The following is a 15,739-nucleotide window of genomic DNA, read 5'->3' as shown; positions in this document are numbered from 1 at the left end:
ATGTTGAGCCGAGTGTCTTCCAGATTCAGCCGGAGTCTTTCCCTGTTTGCCGTGGCCGTCGCGCTCGCGCTGCCGGCGCATGCGCAGGAGCCAAGTGGTGCGGGCGAAGGAGCGGGCGTCGAGAAGCGCGGCCGGATAACACCGTTCAACGGCGCCGCGCTGCCGGAAGGGGCGGGACAGAACACGTCGGATGGCAAGTCGCCGACATCGTCTGGAAAGAAGCCGGCCGACGGCACCGCGCCGTCCGCGGGCGTCGGCGTCTTCGACCGCATGGGGGCGGAGTTGCCCGCACTACCGGCGGAAAAGCCCTTCACCGGCAAGGTCGACGAAGCCTACGGCGCGTTCCAGCGCGGCTACTACCTGACGGCGATGGATCTTGCCTTGCCGCGGGCGCAGCTTGGCGATCCGGCGGCACAGACCTTGATTGCCGAAATCCTGCAGCAGGGGCTCGGCGTCGTGCGTGATCCCAAGCAGGCCGCCTTCTGGTACGGGCAGGCGGCAGAAAAGGGCGACCCGGCGGCGATGTTCAAATATGCGCTGATCCTGATGGAGGGGCGCTACGCCAAGCGGGACCGGAAACGGTCCGAAGAATTGATGAAGAAGGCGGCCGATCTCGGCAACGGCTCCGCCCAGTTCAATTACGGGCAGACACTCGTTGCTGACAATCCCGGACCGAAAGGGCTGAAGTTGGCGATGCCCTACTACGAAAAGTCGGCGGAACAGGGCATCGCGGATGCGCAATATGCGCTGTCGCAGATCCTGGTCAATGTCGACGGCATCGAGGAGAACAAGCGCGCCCGTGCCCGCGAGTGGTTGGTCCGCGCGGCGCGTGCGGGCTACGACACGGCCCAGCTCGATATCGCCATCTGGATGATCGAGGGCATTGCGGGAGACCGGAACCTCGAGCAAGGGTTCGGCTGGATGCGACGGGCTGCCGAAGGCGGCAACGTCGTTGCGCAGAACCGGCTTTCGCATCTCTATGTCAACGCCATTGGCACCCGACCCGACCCGGTCGAGGCGGCGAAATGGTATGTGCTTTCGCGGCGCGCCGGCCTCAAGGACGACGCGCTCGAAGACTTCTACCTTGGCCTCAACGAGGAGCAGCAGAAGCAGGCGCTCAGCGCCGCCAACAAGTACCGCCGGAGCTGATCGACCGGCGATTCCTTGGGTCAACGCCGCTCGGAACGCTATTTCTCTTGAATTCGCGGGCCTTTTATGGTTCTGAAACCGCGGTTTTGCTCGACATGCCGCATTTGCCGGCGACAGCGAGCGGAGTGATCTTTCACTCGGTTTTTTGACGACGGAGATGGATCTGCGGTTTGCCTGGAAGCGGGTGGATCGGGTTTTCTTCCGTCAAGCAGGTTCAACGTCCGACCGAGCGCGCTCGGTCGGCCTTCGTTTTCAAAGGGATCGCCAGATGGCCCGTTCAGCTCTCCTCAATGTCATGGTTCAGGCCGCCTTCAAGGCCGGCAAGTCGTTGGCCCGCGATTTCGGCGAAGTCCAGAACCTGCAGGTCTCGCTCAAGGGACCGGGCGACTATGTTTCGCAGGCCGACCGCAAGGCCGAAAAGCTCATCCGCGAAGAACTCCTGAAGGCCCGCCCGACCTACGGTTTCCTCGGCGAGGAAGGGGACGAGATCATCGGCACCGACGGCGCGCATCGCTGGATCGTCGATCCGCTCGACGGCACCACCAATTTCCTGCACGGCATCCCGCATTTCGCAGTGTCGATCGCGCTTGAGCGCCAGGGCGAAATCGTCGGCGCCGTCGTCTTCAACCCGGCGACGGACGAGCTCTACACGGCCGAGCGCGGCGGTGGCGCCTTCCTCAACGACCGCCGCCTGCGCGTTGCCTCGCGCAAGCATCTCTCCGACGCGGTGATCGCCACCGGCACCCCGCATCTTGGCCGCGGCAACCACGGCAAGTACCTGATCGAGCTGCGCCACGTCATGGGCGAAGTCGCGGGTATCCGCCGCATGGGGTCTGCTTCGCTCGATCTCGCCTATGTGGCAGCCGGCCGTTTCGACGGTTACTGGGAGCGTGATCTTGCCGCCTGGGACATCGCTGCCGGCGTGCTTCTCATCCGCGAGGCCGGCGGCTGGGCCCATGATATCAATGGCGGCGCCAAGCCGGTGGATGACGGCTCGGTCATCTGCGGCAACGAATACATCGTCAAGGCGCTGACCGACGTCGTTCATCGCCCTGTGCCGACGAAGTAATTGGCGATTGCCTTCATTCTTCGAGCCTCCGGCGTGCACCCATGCCGGAGGTTTTGTTTTTCCGGTTGATCCGGAATGAGGCAACACGACAGTGCCACATGCCTATGCCTATCTGGAGGGGGCACCGCTGACGCATCGCTTTGGTGCATGGCGCAATTTCATCCTTGAATCGATTTCGGTTTCGGGAATTATGCAGTAGGCTCCGGGCCGGCGCGGCGCCGTCCCGTCAAGTAAAAACCGGGAGATACTTATACCCATGACGCAACTGCATCTGTCCGGGTGGAACGGTCGCGAAGGCATGGACGAAGGCTACAATCCGCAGAAGCTGTCGAGCCCCATGCACTATTTCTGGACGATGGTGGTCTTCCTGATCATCGTCGGTTTTGTCGGTGCAATCCTCTTTCGCCAGGCACACAACGCCTTTCTCGCCAATCCCGGTCTCAACGGCCTGATCCTCGGGGTGCTTTTGATCGGCATCCTGCTGGTCTTCAACCACGTGCTGGGCCTGCGTCCCGAAGTGCGCTGGTTCAATTCCTTCCGCGCTGCCGGCAGCGCAGACAAGGTCGGACGCGATCCGGTGCTTCTGGCGCCGATGCGGGCGCTGATCGGTGGCCGCCAGACCGCGATCTCGACCACGGCGCTGCGGTCCATTCTCGACTCGATCGCAACTCGTCTCGATGAATCGCGCGATATCTCGCGCTATCTGACCGGTCTCCTGGTGTTTCTCGGCCTGCTTGGAACATTCTGGGGTCTGCTCGGGACGATCGGTTCGATCAACACCGTCATCCAGTCGCTCGATGCCGGAACGGGAACCACGCAAGACATCCTGGCGGCGCTGAAAAGCGGTCTGTCCGCGCCGCTCACCGGCATGGGCACGGCCTTTTCCACCTCGCTCTTCGGTCTGTCCGGTTCGCTGATCCTCGGCTTCCTCGACCTGCAGGCCGGGCGGGCGCAGAACCGCTTTTACACCGAACTCGAAAACTGGCTCTCCTCCGTCACCGATGTCGGCTCCGAGCTGTCGACTGCGATCGGCGCGCCTGCCGGTGGCTCTGTCGAGGAGCTGAAGAAGCTGACCGATCAGCTCGTGCGCCTCAACCAGGAGGGCGGCACCAATCAGCGGACGACCGCTGCCATGGCAAGCCTTGCCGAAGGCATTCAGGGGCTGGTGAAAAACATGCGCGGCGAGCAGCAGATGCTGAGGGACTGGATCGAAGCGCAGCAGGAAGAAGCCAAGGCGATGCGCCGGACTCTCGACAGGTTGTCGTCACGCATCGGCAGTGGCGACGGTTATGTCGCGCGGAGCGACAAGCCGCCGCTGGCGGCAAAGCTCGAGCGTCTGGACGAAAACGGAGGGGAGTGATCCATGGCGCTCGCCCGCAAAGGCCGCTCGCAACGCACGATCGACTACTGGCCGGGCTTCGTCGATGCGCTCTCGACGCTCCTGCTTTCGATCATGTTCCTGCTCACCGTTTTCGTGCTCGGGCAGTTCCTGCTGAGCCGCGAGATCAGCGGCAAGGATGAGGTGCTCACCCGACTGAACAGCCAGATCAACGAGCTGACGCAGCTGCTGGCGCTGGAAAAGAGCGGCAAGCAGGATCTAGAGGATTCACTCGCCAATCTGCAGGCGTCGCTCAGCCAGTCGGAAGGCGAGCGCTCGCGGCTGCAGGCCCTGCTCGATCGGGGCGCCGGCAGCGAGGATGCAGCCAACGTCAAGATCGGGCGCCTCGGCACGGACCTCGAAAACGAGCGCGAGATCAGTGCCCGGGCGATGAGCCAGATCGAGCTTTTGAACCAGCAGATCGCAGCGCTGCGCAGCCAGATTGCAGCCGTCGAAGAGGCGCTGCAGGTGGCCGAAGCCAAAGACCAGACGTCTCAGACCAAGATTGCCGACCTTGGTCGTCGTCTGAACGTCGCGCTCGCCCAAAGGGTGCAGGAGCTCAACCGCTACCGGTCCGATTTCTTCGGGCGCCTGAGAGAAATCCTTTCCGATCGCGAGAACATCCGCATCGTGGGTGACCGCTTCGTCTTCCAGTCGGAGGTGCTCTTTCCGTCGGGCGGCAGTGAACTCAACCCGGATGGGCAGGCGGAGATGGGCAAACTCGCCGCGGCGTTGCTCGATCTCGCCAAGGAGATCCCGGCGGAGATCAACTGGGTGCTGCGCGTCGACGGGCATACAGACAATGTCAAATTGTCCGGCACCGGCCGCTACGCCGACAATTGGGAGCTCTCCTCGGCGCGTGCGACTTCGGTCGTCAAGTATCTGATTTCGAAGGGGGTTCCAGCGGACCGCCTGGTTGCCGCCGGCTTCGGGGAGTACCAGCCGATTGCGCCTGGCGACAGTGTCGAGGCTCGCGCCCAGAACCGCCGTATCGAGCTCAAGCTGACCGAGAAGTAAGCCGGGGCGCGGAAACGGAACCGCGGTCAAGGGCTGAACCCGACCCTTGAATTGACCTTGACGTACGCGTAACAGTTGCTGCAGCCATTCACATGGCGGCAGCGACCTTTGCGCGTCTGGTAAGGCGCGCGGCGCCGTAAAGGCATGTGCGGTGCTGTCTGAGATGCAGGGGGAGGGCATTTCATGGATTGCGACGTATTGGTCATCGGCGCAGGGCTCGCCGGTCTTGTCGCCGCCGCAGAGGCGGCGTCCCTTGGACGCAAGGTCATCGTTCTCGACCAGGAAGGCGAGCAGAACCTCGGCGGCCAGGCCTTCTGGTCGCTCGGCGGCCTGTTCTTCGTCGACAGTCCCGAACAGCGGCGCATGGGCATTCGTGACACGCGCGATCTTGCCTGGCAGGACTGGGCAGGCTCGTCGCAATTCGACCGTCCCGAGGATCACTGGCCGCGCCTTTGGGCCGAGGCCTATCTCGATTTTGCGGCCGGGGAGAAGCGCCGTTGGCTGCATTCGCTCGGCATGCGCTGGTTCCCGGTCGTCGGTTGGGCCGAGCGCGGTGGCGGGCTCGCTCACGGTCACGGCAATTCGGTGCCGCGCTTCCACGTCACCTGGGGCACCGGTCCGGCGGTGCTTGAGCCCTTCATCCGTCTGACGCGGGAGGCCGAAAGCCGCGGACTCGTACGTTTCCGGTTTCGCCATCGGGTCGATGAACTCGTAACCACGGACGGGCGCGTGACAGGCGCGCGCGGGGCGCTTCTGAAGGAAGACCCGGTTGAACGCGGTCAGAAAAGCGCGCGCGACGTCGTCGGCGATTTCGAGATTTCGGCCGGCGCGGTTATTGTCACCTCCGGTGGCATCGGCGGCAATCACGAACTGGTGCGCCGCAACTGGCCGCGCAAGCGCCTCGGCCAACCGCCGGCGACGATGGTCTCGGGCGTGCCGCACCATGTCGATGGACGCATGCTGGAGATTGCCAGCCGGGCGCGCGGCTCGGTCATCAACTCCGATCGCATGTGGCACTATACCGAAGGCTTGAAGAACTTCGATCCGATCTGGCCGGATCACGGCATCCGCATCCTGCCGGGCCCATCATCCTTCTGGTGCGACGCGGACGGCAACCGCTTTTCTGCACCTGCCATGCCCGGCTTCGATACGCTCGGAACCCTGCAGGCGATCCGCGACAGCGGCCACGACTACAGCTGGTTCATCCTGACCCGGGCGATCATCAAGAAGGAATTCGCGCTCTCAGGTTCCGAGCAGAATCCGGATCTGACGGGCAAGAGCATCGCGTTGCTCTTGAAGCGGCTCGGCAAGAACCCGCCCGGGCCGGTGCAGGCCTTCATGGACAAGGGTGAAGACTTCGTCGTGCGCGATCGGCTCGAGGATCTGGTGGCGGCGATGAACGCGCTAACCGGTGATAATCGCTTGCCGCCAGAGCATCTGCGCCAGCAGATCGAGGCACGCGACCGCGAAATCATGAACCCCTTCTCCAAGGATGCGCAGGTGACGGCAATCCGCGGCGCGCGGGCTTATCGTGGTGACCGGCTGTTGCGCACCGCCAAGCCGCACCGGCTGCTTGATCCGAAGGCCGGACCGCTGATCGCCGTTCGCCTGCATATCCTCACGCGCAAGACGCTTGGTGGCCTGCAGACCAACCTTTCCGGACAGGTCCTCGAGCAATCGGGCACGCCGGTGCCGGGTCTTTACGCCGCGGGAGAGGTCGCCGGTTTCGGTGGCGGCGGCATGCACGGCTACAATGCGCTCGAGGGCACGTTCCTCGGTGGCTGCATCTTCTCCGGCCGCGAGGCCGGGCGGGGTGCTACCGGGGCGTGATCGAATGTGCCGTTGTGCTTGCAATCTGCCCCTCACCCTAACCCTCTCCCCGCAGGCGGGGAGAGGGGACGCATCCCGCTGCTGGCTTACTGGTTAAGTCGCCAGCTATGTGTCTGGGGGCGCTTGCCACAACGTCCCTTCTCCCCACGTGCGGGGAAGGTGGCCGGCAGGCCGGATGAGGGGTGAACGACGCCGCTCCGCGCCGGTTGCGATCAATCCATCTGCACGTTGGCGTCACGCACGACCGGCGTCCACTTCGCCAGCTCCGCCGTCACATGCGCCTGCAACTCTTCCGGGGTCGAGCCGACGATCTTGGCGCTGAACTCCTTCATGCGTTCGATGACCGCCGGGTCCTTCAGCGCCTTGTTCGCGGCCTCGTTCAGGCGAGCGATCACGGGTTGAGGCGTGTTGGCCGGAGCAAAAAGCGCGTTCCAGGTATAGGTCTCGTAGCCCGGGATGCCCGATTCCGCGACGGTCGGCACATCCGGGAAGGATGGTGCCCGTTCGGCCGTGGTGACCGCAAGCGCCCGAAGCGTTCCGGCCTTGATGTGACCGGAAGACGAGGGAAGGTTGTCGAACATGATCGGCACCTGGTTGCCGATGACGTCGTTGAGCGCAGGGCCGGCGCCCTTGTAGGGAATGTGCTGCATACCGACGCCGGCCATCTTCTTGAAGAGTTCACCGGAAAGATGCAGCGGCGTGCCGTTGCCGGAGGACGCGTAGCTGTATTCGTCCGGCTTGGCCTTCAGCAGCGCCAGAAGTTCCTCGACATTCTTGGCCGGCAACTCCGGATTAACGACCAGCACGTTGGGCACGACGACGAGCAGCGAGATCGGCGAGAAATCCTTCTCCGGATCATAGGGCTTGGTCTTGAGGATCAGCGGGTTGAGGGCGTGGGTGGCGACGGTGCCCATCAAGATGGTGTAGCCGTCCGGATCGGCCCGGGCGACGTTGGCGGCACCGAGGTTGCCGCCGGCGCCGGCGACGTTCTGGACGATGACCTGCTCGCCGAGATCCTCGGACATCTTCTGCGCAACGATGCGGGCAACCACGTCGGTCGAGCCGCCGGCAGCAAACGGCACGACGAGGGTTACCGGCCGGTCAGGAAAGCCTTGTGCGAGCGCCGTTGTGCCGAACGGCAGCGCCGACAGGGCCATCAGGCCCAGCGTCAGGGTTGCGCGCCGGGTCAAGTCCGAAAATGCCATGCGTATTTCCTCCCGATCGTAAAGCGATAGCCGACCCGCGGCGGGCCGGGCCCCTTAACAATAGGGCCCGCGCCCGAGCCGACAACCGCCGGCCAGGAATTCTATGAGGGCAGGCCGAAGTCCAAGCGGCAGCTCAATTCCGCGAGCCGACGAAGAGGGCCTCGGCGCCATGGTCGAACTGCAGGCGCGCAAGCTTTGCGTAGAGCCCGCCATGACGGATGAGGGAGGCATGCGTGCCTTCCTCGACGATGCGGCCATGGTCCATGACCAGGATGCGATCGGCCTTGAGCACGGTTGCGAGCCGGTGGGCGATGATGACGGTCGTGCACTCGTGCAGCAGACCATCGAGCGCCTTTTGAACGAGCGTCTCGCTTTCGGCGTCGAGTGCCGAGGTGGCCTCGTCGAGAAGCAGGATGGGCGCGTTCTTGAGGATGGCGCGGGCGATGGCGATGCGCTGGCGCTGGCCGCCGGAGAGCGTGACGCCGCGTTCACCGACAAAGGTGTCGTAGCCCTTGTCGAGCCGGTTGATGAATTCGTCTGCCTGGGCGGCGACGGCCGCCGCGCGCACAGCTTCGCGGCTGGCGCCGGGCATGCCGAAGGCGATGTTGTCGTGGACCGAGGACGCAAAGATCGTGACGTCCTGCGGCACGATGGCCAGCCGCTCGCGCAATTCCTTCGGATCAGCCGTGCGAATGTCGACACCATCGACGGTCACGGTGCCCTTGGCGGGATCGTAGAAGCGCAACAGCATGGAAAACACCGTGCTCTTGCCGGCTCCGGACGGGCCGACGATCGCAACCGTCTCCCCGGGCTTGATCGACAGTGTTAGGCCGTTCAAGCTCTTGAAATCGGGGCGCGCCGGATAGGCGAAATAGACATCCTCGAAAGTGATGGCGCCTTCGGGGCGCACGGGCATGGCAACCGGATTTTCCGGCGCCCGGATCTCGGGCACTTCGGTCAAGAGCTCGTTCAGCCGCTCGGCGGCACCGGCGGCTTGCGAAAGCTCACCCCAGACTTCGGAGAGCGAGCCGAGGCTGCCGGCGGCAAAGACCGAATAGAGCAGGAACTGGCTGAGCGTGCCGGCCGATAGGTTGCCCGCCAGCACGTCGTGGGCACCAAACCAGAGGACCGCGACGACACTGCCGAACACCATGGTGATGGCAAAGGCGGTCAGGACCGAGCGCGCCTTGATGGCCGCACGCGCGGCGCCATAGGCCTGCTCGACCGCGTCGGCGAAGTGCCGGTTGGCAAGTTCCTCGCCGTTGAAGGCCTGAACCGTGCGGGCAGCAGAAATCGCCTCGCCGGCATAGGCCGAAGCCGTGGCGAGCGTATCCTGCGCCTGACGCGAGCGACGGCGAACCGAGCGGCCAAAGCCGACGAGCGGGAAGACGATGATCGGGATCGCGATCAGCACCAGGCTCGAGAGCTTGGGACTGGTATAGACCATCATGCCGATGGCCCCGAGACACAGGATCAGGTTGCGAAGCGCGACGGAAGCGGTGGCGCCAACGGCGGACTTGACCTGGGTCGTGTCGGCGGTCAGCCGCGAGACGATCTCGCCCGACTGGTTGACGTCGAAAAAGGAGGGAGACAGACGGGTAACACGTTCGAAGACGTTGCGCCTGAGGTCGGCGACGATGCGTTCGCCGAGCGTGATGACAAAGTAATAGCGCGCGGCACTCGCCAGCGCGAGCACGATGGCGAGCAGCATCAGCATCGAGAAGTAGGTGTTGATGAAGCCGCTGTCGGAACTGGAGAAGCCGTTGTCGACCATTCGCCGGACGGCCAGCGGCAGCGTCAGGGTGGTCACTGCAGCAAGCACCAGGGAAATGCCGGCGCCGATGACCAGGTAACGGTACCGGGCAAGATAGGGGATGAGCGTGGCCAGAGGGCGGATGGATTTGCGCGCTGGCGCCTGGTTTTCACGTTCGGACACTTGACCCCTTTCGCCAAACACGGAGGAAAGGGTTTGCCCATGAGTCTTCCGCGCGGCACTTGTTATCCCGCAGACCTTGATGTATAGGCACGGCATCGAATTGGGAAGCCGTGGCCGTTCAGCCGGTCCGCGGCTTCATTTACGTGTTCGGTCCTGAAGTCGCAATGCCTTGCGACAATTGGACCCTGGAACTCTAGGAAGATTGTTATGAAGGCAGACATCCATCCCGACTACCACATGATCAAGGTTGTCATGACCGACGGCACCGAATACGAAACCCGCTCGACCTGGGGTTCGGAAGGCGCCACCATGAACCTGGAAATCGACCCCAAGTCGCACCCGGCCTGGACCGGCGGCAACCAGCAGCTCATGGACCGCGGCGGCCGCGTATCCAAGTTCAAGAAGCGCTTCGAAGGCCTCGGCCTCTAATCGGCTGCTTCTTCGGCCTTTTGAAGGCCCGGGTCATTGGCCCGGGCTTTTTGCTGTCTTCATTCTGGCGCACCAAGTTGGCGGGCGTGCGCCGGATGCGCCGCAGGCATGGGTTCTCAGTCGCTGTTCCAGGCAAGCAGCAAGATCACCGCGCCGTGCTCCGGGTCCTCATGCGACCAGTCGGCGATTTCGGCAAGCGGGGGCGCCTCTTCCGTCAGCAGATCAAGGTGCAGTTGCGTGGCGTCGATCGGATAGACGCCTTCGGTAAGGTTCTTCCAGGAAATTTCGCAATTCAGGCCAAGGCGTGCCAGCATCTCCACGTAGGACACGATCTGTGATGCGCGCAGATTGTCATGATGAACGAAGCCGGCGTCCCGACCGTAGTGTTCGCGTACAATGGCATTCAAATGCTCAGCGACTGCCGGCCTCGGCCTGAGACGCGTTGCGATCATCCGCATCTGCTGGCAATAAGATCCCGAGCATTGATGGATCAGGCCGCGCCATTCCAGGGTTGGGTTGAGAACAGGCACTTTCCGCCTGAAGGCGAGGACGGGAATTGCCTCGAGCGTTTCTCGCGGCCTGTCGGCGTCGAACGCGTTCCAGTCGGCCACGAAGGCCTTGTGGGTCGGCGTCAGCAGCCCGTTCGGCAGGACGACGCGACCAGAGCTCAACAGTGCCGCAGCGCTCCCGAGGAGCCCCGGAAGAGGTTCCAGATGCACGAGGCCGTTCGCATCGCGGAAGGGAGCCAGATCGGCTTCGGTGAGGATCATGTCCGATAGGTCGCTGGTGGCCGGTGACGATGGACGACAGCCGCTGCTCGTGCGCCGTCACGGCGCGGCCATCGCAAAGAAAAACCCGCCGGCAATGCTGCAGCGGCGGGCGTGCTTCCGGGATTTGTTTGCCGCGCGTCGTCAGTTGGTTCCGAAGGCCGTCTGCAGCAGCTTGATCTGCGCCTTGACGCCGTTCTGGTTGTCCGGAACGATGGCTGCCGCTTCATGCGGGCGGTAGATTTCGCGGTCGAGCAGGGCGACGCGGTTCTGCAGGCGCAACGAACGCTCGATCAGATCGCGGAAGGATTCCGGCAGTTCGGCCCAGCCGGGCGCGGACTTGTCGACGTTGAAGCTGTCGAGGCGGACCTTGCTCTTTTCCGACATCACCTGGTCGCGGCTCATTTCGCCGTTGTTGACGGCGCGCTGCAAAAGCAGCCACGAAGCCATCTGCATCAGGCGGGTGGTGAGTCGCATGGATTCGGCCGCATAGAGAACCGATGCCATGCGCGGCAGGACCTTCGAAGCAGCGCGGCCGGGGCCGTCGAGATAGGTCGCCGTTTCTTCGACCAGACCCATGCCTTCCGAATAGAGTGTCTTGAATTGTGCCGAGGACGCTGCGTGTCCTGCGAAACTGACCGTATTCAATCCTCTCTCGGACATGACCTGCTTTCCCTGGTTCAAACGCATCACGACAGTCAGGTGGTGGACGGTTATGGGAAATAAATCCTTGCCGTCTCTGTGGTTGAAGAATGATCCGATAGCGCATTTCGCGCAAGGGCATTCTTAAGAAAGGGTTAATCTCCACAGTTCTTTGGCGAAAGCTATGCCAAAACAAAAAAAGAGCCGCGGAAAGCGGCTCTCAAGGTAAAACAGGGAGAAAAATCAGACCCATTCGCCAGTCGGAGAAATTGTCTGAGACCGGAAAGCTCCGGATGCTTGGACAATCGCACGGAATGCTTAATTTGGCGTTAAGCACGCTCCGTTTTGCGGCGCCCTGTTCTCCCTTGAAGCGCGTCAGCGAAACAGGTTCTCGGCGGCCGAACGGCTTGCGGACTTGCGCGTCCGCTCCGCTTCGAGCCTTGCGATTTCCTCTGACAGGAGCGTGATGCGCTGGGTCAGTTCGTCAACCGACAACAGTGAGAGATCGCTGCCGATTTCGTGCGCCACCTTCTTTTGTGGCCGATCATCGTCAAACAGGCTCATCCGTCTGATCCTCCCATTCCGGATCTTTGTTTGGCTCGCTGCGCGCCTCATCCAACGGCGCTGCACGCGGTGAAAGCTGCAGGCTTTCCGGTGTCGTCGGGGTACCGGCGGTAATCGGCGAGAAGGCGTCGCGATCCGATACCGGCACGGCTGCGCGCATCCGGCTGCGGATGATCGCATAGGCCGTGATCAGAATATGGGCGCAGGCGGTGATCATGAACAGGCCATAGGGCCCGGCTGCGGTCATGACCGGGCCGCCGATCGTCGGGCCGATGATGGTGCCGATGCCATAGAGCAGCAGCAGCCCGCCGGACACCTTGACGAAGTCTTCGGCGGTCGCAAAGTCGTTGGCGTGCGAGACGGCGATCGGGTAGAGCGCATTTGCCGCCGCGCCGTAAATGGCGATCAGCGTCAGCACGATCCAGACCTGTGTCGGCTCGACGAGGAAGATCAAGAGGCCGGCGAGCGCGCCGACACCGGCAAGGGCGGCGAGCACATAGCGCCTGTCGATACGGTCGGAAAGGCGGCCGGCCGGAAGCTGCATGACGGCGCCGGCGAAGATCGCCACGCTCATCATCGTCGCGACGGTGCTGTCCGAAAGACCAGCCTGGCGCCCGAAGACGGCGCCAAGTGTGCCGAAGGCGCCGTTGGCGATGCCAACGAGCAGGATGCCGAGGAAGGAAACCGGCGAGTTGCGGTAAAGGCCGCGCAGGTCGAGGCTGACCTTCTTCAGTGGCTGCGGCGAGGCGGCCTTCGACAACAGGGTCGGCAGCATGGCGAGGCAATAGAGAATGCCGCAGATCATGAAGAAGAAGCTGCTCGAGGTGTCGCCGAAGGGAATCATCATCTGGCCGCCGACCACGCCGAAGAGCGTGATGGCGATATAGAGCGAGAAGATCACGCCCCGGCTCTCGTTGGTGGCGCGCTCGTTCAGCCAGCTTTCGATGATCATCGAGGTGCCGGCGGTGGCAAAGCCGGTCAGCGCCCTGAGGATCAGCCAGGAGGTCGAGTCGATCAGAATGCCGGTCAGAAGCGCGACGATGGCGATGAGCGAGGCAAAGACGCTGAAGGCGCGGACATGGCCGATGCGCTTGACGATGTTGGGGGCGAAGAAGCAGCCGAGGACGAAGCCGGCCGCCCAGGACGTTCCGATCAGGCCAAGGATGGTGGTCGGATAACCTTCAGCGGTGCCCCGAACGGGAAGAAGCAGCCCCTGCAGACCATTGCCCAGAAAGAGAAACAGCGTGCCGAGCAGGAGGGCGGCGACCAGGAGCAGGTTCTTTCTCATCATCCATCCGAAAATCGTTCTGCCGTCAGCAAGTTAGGGCGGTGCCCAGTGAATTGCCAGCCGGTTTCTGTTTGGCGGGTCATTGCAAATCGCCCGCCGAAACACTAGCCCTTTTTGCTGAACGCAACGTATCGCTAGTCTTGGGAGCGGACGGTACTGCGTGCGACGAACGGTGCCGGCGTTGCGAATGCTCTGACGGCTGAGGCAGCCTCCGACGATATGAGGGCAACATGCAGAAGGCGCTCGCGCTCATCCTGCTGCTGGCAATGCTGGTCCAGCTTCTGTGGCCAATCGGCATACCGGGGCTGCGTCGACGCCGCGACTTCTGGAAGATCGCCGTCTTTGCGATCGTCATGATGATGGTGACGGTGCTGATCCGGCCCTGAACCCGGCGTTTGCAACCGGCTGACCCCGTTCCCTTTGAAACTCCGCGGCCAATCGCCTGCTGCTAGAGTTGTAGGTATATTCGCTACAACTACAAAAGGGCGCAGGACAGATGGGGAAGAACGCGCTAGATTACCTCTCTCACTCGGGAAGTGAATTCGAGGGTTTCTTGGAACGCCGTCTCGCTGCCATTCTCGCTGCCGATGTCGTGGGCTACAGCCGCCTGATCGGCGCTGACGAGACCGGCACGCTTGCCGCGATGAAACGACACAAGAGCGAGCTCGTCGATCCGAAGATCAACCGTCACAAAGGACGCATCGTCAAACTGACCGGCGATGGAATTCTCGTCGAATTCGCGAGCGTCGTGAACGCGGTCGCCTGTGCCGTCGACATCCAGCGCGGCATGCTGATCCGCAACGAAGGCGTACCGGCGCTGAAGCGCATCGAGCTCAGGATCGGCGTGCATCTCGGCGACATCATCGTCGAGGATGGGGACATCTTCGGTGACGGCGTCAACGTGGCGGCCCGGCTCGAGGGCCTGGCAGAACCATCAGGTGTCGCCGTTTCCGCAACGGTGCGCGACCATGTGGGGTCACGGCTGGACGTCGGCTTCATCGACAAGGGCGAACACGCGCTGAAGAACATTGCCGCCGGCGTGCATGTCTACTCGGTGGCGCTCGGTGCGCCGACGAAAGTTGCTGCGGCGCCAAGCGGGGTTGGCCCCGTGGTGCTCGACGACGGCTACGGTCTGTCGGTCGGGGTGCTTCCGTTCACCAATATGAGCCATGATCCGGAGCAGGAGTACTTCTCCGACGGTATCACCGAAGACATCATCACGGACCTCTCGAAGATCTCCAAGCTGCACGTGGTCGCCCGCAACACCGTGTTCACTTACAAGGGGCGCTCGGTGAAGGTGAAGCAGGTGGCCCAGGAGCTGGGCGTGCGCTACATCCTGGAAGGCAGCGTGCGCAAGGCGGGCGTGCGGGTCCGCATCACCGGTCAGTTGATCGACGCGCTGACCGGGACGCATCTGTGGGCCGACCGCTACGACCGGGACCTGACCGACATCTTCGCCATCCAGGATGAAATCACCCACGCCATCGTCGACCAGCTGAGGATCAAGCTGCTGCCGGCGGAACGACGGGCGATAGAGAGCGATCCGACGACCAGCGTCGAGGCATATACCTATTACCTGCGCGGGCGGCAATTCTCCCACGCCTGGACGCGGTCCTATCTGCTTCTGGCGCGGCGCATGTTCCTGAAGGCGGTGGAACTCGACCCGGATTTCGCCCGTGCCTATGCCGGCATCGCCGACTGCGAGTCGGCCCTGCGCGACTGGCATGAAGACGAGTTCCCGCTGGCAAGCATCCTGTCGATGGCCGACAAGGCGCTGGCGCTCGATCCGAACCTGGCCGAAGCGCACGCGTCCCGTGGACTGGTGCTGCACCAGGACGGTCAGTGTGACGAGGCGGTCGAGGAATTCGAGCGAGCCTTGATGCTGGACGCCGGCCTCTATGAGGCGAACTTCCACTATGGCCGCTTTCTGTTCATGCAGGGCGCCTTCGAAACCGCGATCCAGTTCTTCAAGCGGGCCGCCGATATCCGGCCGGACGACTACCTGTCGCCGATCCATCTGATGAGCGCCTATAAGTCACTTGGCCGGGACGCCGAACGCATGCACTGGGCGAGGATCGGCATTTCGCGGGCGGAGCGGGCGCTAGAGCTCAATCCTGAAAACTCCGGCCCGGCCCACCGCGGGGCGCTGGCGCTTGCCCATATGGGCGAGGCCGACCGGGCACGCGAATGGGCGGCGCGGGCGCTGGCGATCGACCCCGACGACGTGGTCGCGCGCTACAACACGGCGTGCGTCTATTCCATCCTCGGCGACACCGATGCCGCGCTCGACCTGCTTGAAACGCTGCTGCCGCAGAGCTCATGCTATCAGCTGCTCTGGTTCAAGCAGGATTCCGATCTGGACGCGGTCCGGCACCATGTCCGCTTCCAGGCGATGGTCGCGGCGATCGCGCAATGCGAGGCGGGCTTGCGCTAAGCCGCCGGACGAGGGCCGTCCGGCGGTGGTG

Annotated in this window: 14 protein-coding genes; 8 read left to right on the top strand and 6 right to left on the bottom strand. The window is 63.3% G+C overall.

The window, feature by feature from the left end; translation table 11 throughout:
• The 5 genes from MKZ91_RS15970 (at position 1) to MKZ91_RS15950 (ending at position 6,443) form a co-directional block, all read left to right on the top strand.
• Positions 1-1,149: a tetratricopeptide repeat protein gene (locus MKZ91_RS15970; RefSeq protein WP_336171980.1), complete on the top strand. Its 1,149-nt coding sequence runs from the start codon at positions 1-3 to the stop codon at positions 1,147-1,149.
• 268 nt (positions 1,150-1,417) lie between these two features.
• Positions 1,418-2,218 carry an inositol monophosphatase family protein gene (locus MKZ91_RS15965; RefSeq protein WP_336171978.1) on the top strand — a complete coding sequence of 267 codons (801 nt, stop codon included), beginning with the start codon at positions 1,418-1,420 and terminating at the stop codon, positions 2,216-2,218.
• 256 nt (positions 2,219-2,474) lie between these two features.
• On the top strand, positions 2,475-3,578 hold the full coding sequence (locus MKZ91_RS15960) for a MotA/TolQ/ExbB proton channel family protein (protein ID WP_336171977.1): 1,104 nt from the start codon (positions 2,475-2,477) through the stop codon (positions 3,576-3,578).
• 3 nt (positions 3,579-3,581) lie between these two features.
• Positions 3,582-4,613, top strand: a complete 1,032-nt coding sequence (locus MKZ91_RS15955; protein ID WP_336171976.1) for a peptidoglycan -binding protein — start codon at positions 3,582-3,584, stop codon at positions 4,611-4,613.
• 183 nt (positions 4,614-4,796) lie between these two features.
• Positions 4,797-6,443, top strand: coding sequence for an FAD-binding dehydrogenase (locus tag MKZ91_RS15950; RefSeq protein ID WP_336171975.1), 1,647 nt, complete (start codon positions 4,797-4,799; stop codon positions 6,441-6,443).
• 212 nt (positions 6,444-6,655) lie between these two features.
• Here the strand turns inward: MKZ91_RS15950 and MKZ91_RS15945 are convergent, their stop codons facing one another.
• Both MKZ91_RS15945 and MKZ91_RS15940 read right to left on the bottom strand, forming a co-directional pair.
• Complete coding sequence (locus tag MKZ91_RS15945) at positions 6,656-7,648, bottom strand: Bug family tripartite tricarboxylate transporter substrate binding protein (RefSeq protein ID WP_336171974.1); 993 nt, start codon at positions 7,646-7,648, stop codon at positions 6,656-6,658.
• A 133-nt stretch (positions 7,649-7,781) separates the two neighbouring features.
• The gene (locus MKZ91_RS15940) at positions 7,782-9,584 is read right to left on the bottom strand and encodes an ABC transporter ATP-binding protein/permease (protein ID WP_336171972.1); all 1,803 of its coding nucleotides are present in this window, start codon (positions 9,582-9,584) and stop codon (positions 7,782-7,784) included.
• A gap of 207 nt (positions 9,585-9,791) precedes the next feature.
• Between MKZ91_RS15940 and rpmE the strand changes: the two genes are divergently transcribed.
• Positions 9,792-10,013 (top strand): 50S ribosomal protein L31, encoded by a 222-nt coding sequence (gene rpmE / locus MKZ91_RS15935; RefSeq protein ID WP_173520415.1) that lies wholly within the window; start codon positions 9,792-9,794, stop codon positions 10,011-10,013.
• A 116-nt stretch (positions 10,014-10,129) separates the two neighbouring features.
• Here the strand turns inward: rpmE and MKZ91_RS15930 are convergent, their stop codons facing one another.
• The 4 genes from MKZ91_RS15930 to MKZ91_RS15915 all read right to left on the bottom strand — a co-directional run bounded on the left by MKZ91_RS15930 (position 10,130) and on the right by MKZ91_RS15915 (position 13,274).
• The gene (locus MKZ91_RS15930) at positions 10,130-10,783 is read right to left on the bottom strand and encodes a hypothetical protein (RefSeq protein WP_336171971.1); all 654 of its coding nucleotides are present in this window, start codon (positions 10,781-10,783) and stop codon (positions 10,130-10,132) included.
• Between the two features lie 141 nt (positions 10,784-10,924).
• The gene (rcdA, locus tag MKZ91_RS15925) at positions 10,925-11,443 is read right to left on the bottom strand and encodes a protease adaptor protein RcdA (RefSeq protein WP_043610604.1); all 519 of its coding nucleotides are present in this window, start codon (positions 11,441-11,443) and stop codon (positions 10,925-10,927) included.
• Between the two features lie 354 nt (positions 11,444-11,797).
• Positions 11,798-11,986 (bottom strand): DUF1192 domain-containing protein, encoded by a 189-nt coding sequence (locus MKZ91_RS15920; protein WP_336171969.1) that lies wholly within the window; start codon positions 11,984-11,986, stop codon positions 11,798-11,800.
• A complete protein-coding gene (locus MKZ91_RS15915; RefSeq protein WP_336171968.1) occupies positions 11,973-13,274 on the bottom strand; it encodes an MFS transporter in 1,302 nt (433 codons plus the stop codon). Before MKZ91_RS15915 ends, MKZ91_RS15920 begins: the two co-directional genes overlap by 14 nt.
• A 230-nt stretch (positions 13,275-13,504) precedes the next feature.
• On the opposite strand from MKZ91_RS15915, the gene MKZ91_RS15910 reads away from it, so the two are divergent.
• Both MKZ91_RS15910 and MKZ91_RS15905 read left to right on the top strand, forming a co-directional pair.
• Entirely contained in the window at positions 13,505-13,660 is a 156-nt protein-coding gene (locus MKZ91_RS15910; protein ID WP_336171966.1) for a hypothetical protein, read from the top strand.
• 167 nt (positions 13,661-13,827) lie between these two features.
• Positions 13,828-15,708, top strand: coding sequence for a tetratricopeptide repeat protein (locus MKZ91_RS15905; protein ID WP_336171964.1), 1,881 nt, complete (start codon positions 13,828-13,830; stop codon positions 15,706-15,708).
• The last annotated feature ends 31 nt before the right edge of the window (positions 15,709-15,739 follow it).

Origin of the sequence: Ensifer sp. MJa1, assembly GCF_037026475.1 — a bacterium.
Taxonomy (GTDB): domain Bacteria; phylum Pseudomonadota; class Alphaproteobacteria; order Rhizobiales; family Rhizobiaceae; genus Ensifer.
Note: the sequence above shows the minus strand (reverse complement) of the source record. Positions and strands in the feature narration are given on the sequence as shown.

Coding starts and splice junctions, on each gene's coding strand:
- MKZ91_RS15970 (WP_336171980.1), top strand. CDS start 1: ATGTTGAGCCGAGTGTCTTCCAGATTCAGCCGGAGTCTTTCCCTGTTT.
- MKZ91_RS15965 (WP_336171978.1), top strand. CDS start 1,418: ATGGCCCGTTCAGCTCTCCTCAATGTCATGGTTCAGGCCGCCTTCAAG.
- MKZ91_RS15960 (WP_336171977.1), top strand. CDS start 2,475: ATGACGCAACTGCATCTGTCCGGGTGGAACGGTCGCGAAGGCATGGAC.
- MKZ91_RS15955 (WP_336171976.1), top strand. CDS start 3,582: ATGGCGCTCGCCCGCAAAGGCCGCTCGCAACGCACGATCGACTACTGG.
- MKZ91_RS15950 (WP_336171975.1), top strand. CDS start 4,797: ATGGATTGCGACGTATTGGTCATCGGCGCAGGGCTCGCCGGTCTTGTC.
- MKZ91_RS15945 (WP_336171974.1), bottom strand. CDS start 7,648: ATGGCATTTTCGGACTTGACCCGGCGCGCAACCCTGACGCTGGGCCTG.
- rpmE (WP_173520415.1), top strand. CDS start 9,792: ATGAAGGCAGACATCCATCCCGACTACCACATGATCAAGGTTGTCATG.
- MKZ91_RS15930 (WP_336171971.1), bottom strand. CDS start 10,783: ATGATCCTCACCGAAGCCGATCTGGCTCCCTTCCGCGATGCGAACGGC.
- rcdA (WP_043610604.1), bottom strand. CDS start 11,443: ATGTCCGAGAGAGGATTGAATACGGTCAGTTTCGCAGGACACGCAGCG.
- MKZ91_RS15920 (WP_336171969.1), bottom strand. CDS start 11,986: ATGAGCCTGTTTGACGATGATCGGCCACAAAAGAAGGTGGCGCACGAA.
- MKZ91_RS15915 (WP_336171968.1), bottom strand. CDS start 13,274: ATGAGAAAGAACCTGCTCCTGGTCGCCGCCCTCCTGCTCGGCACGCTG.
- MKZ91_RS15910 (WP_336171966.1), top strand. CDS start 13,505: ATGCAGAAGGCGCTCGCGCTCATCCTGCTGCTGGCAATGCTGGTCCAG.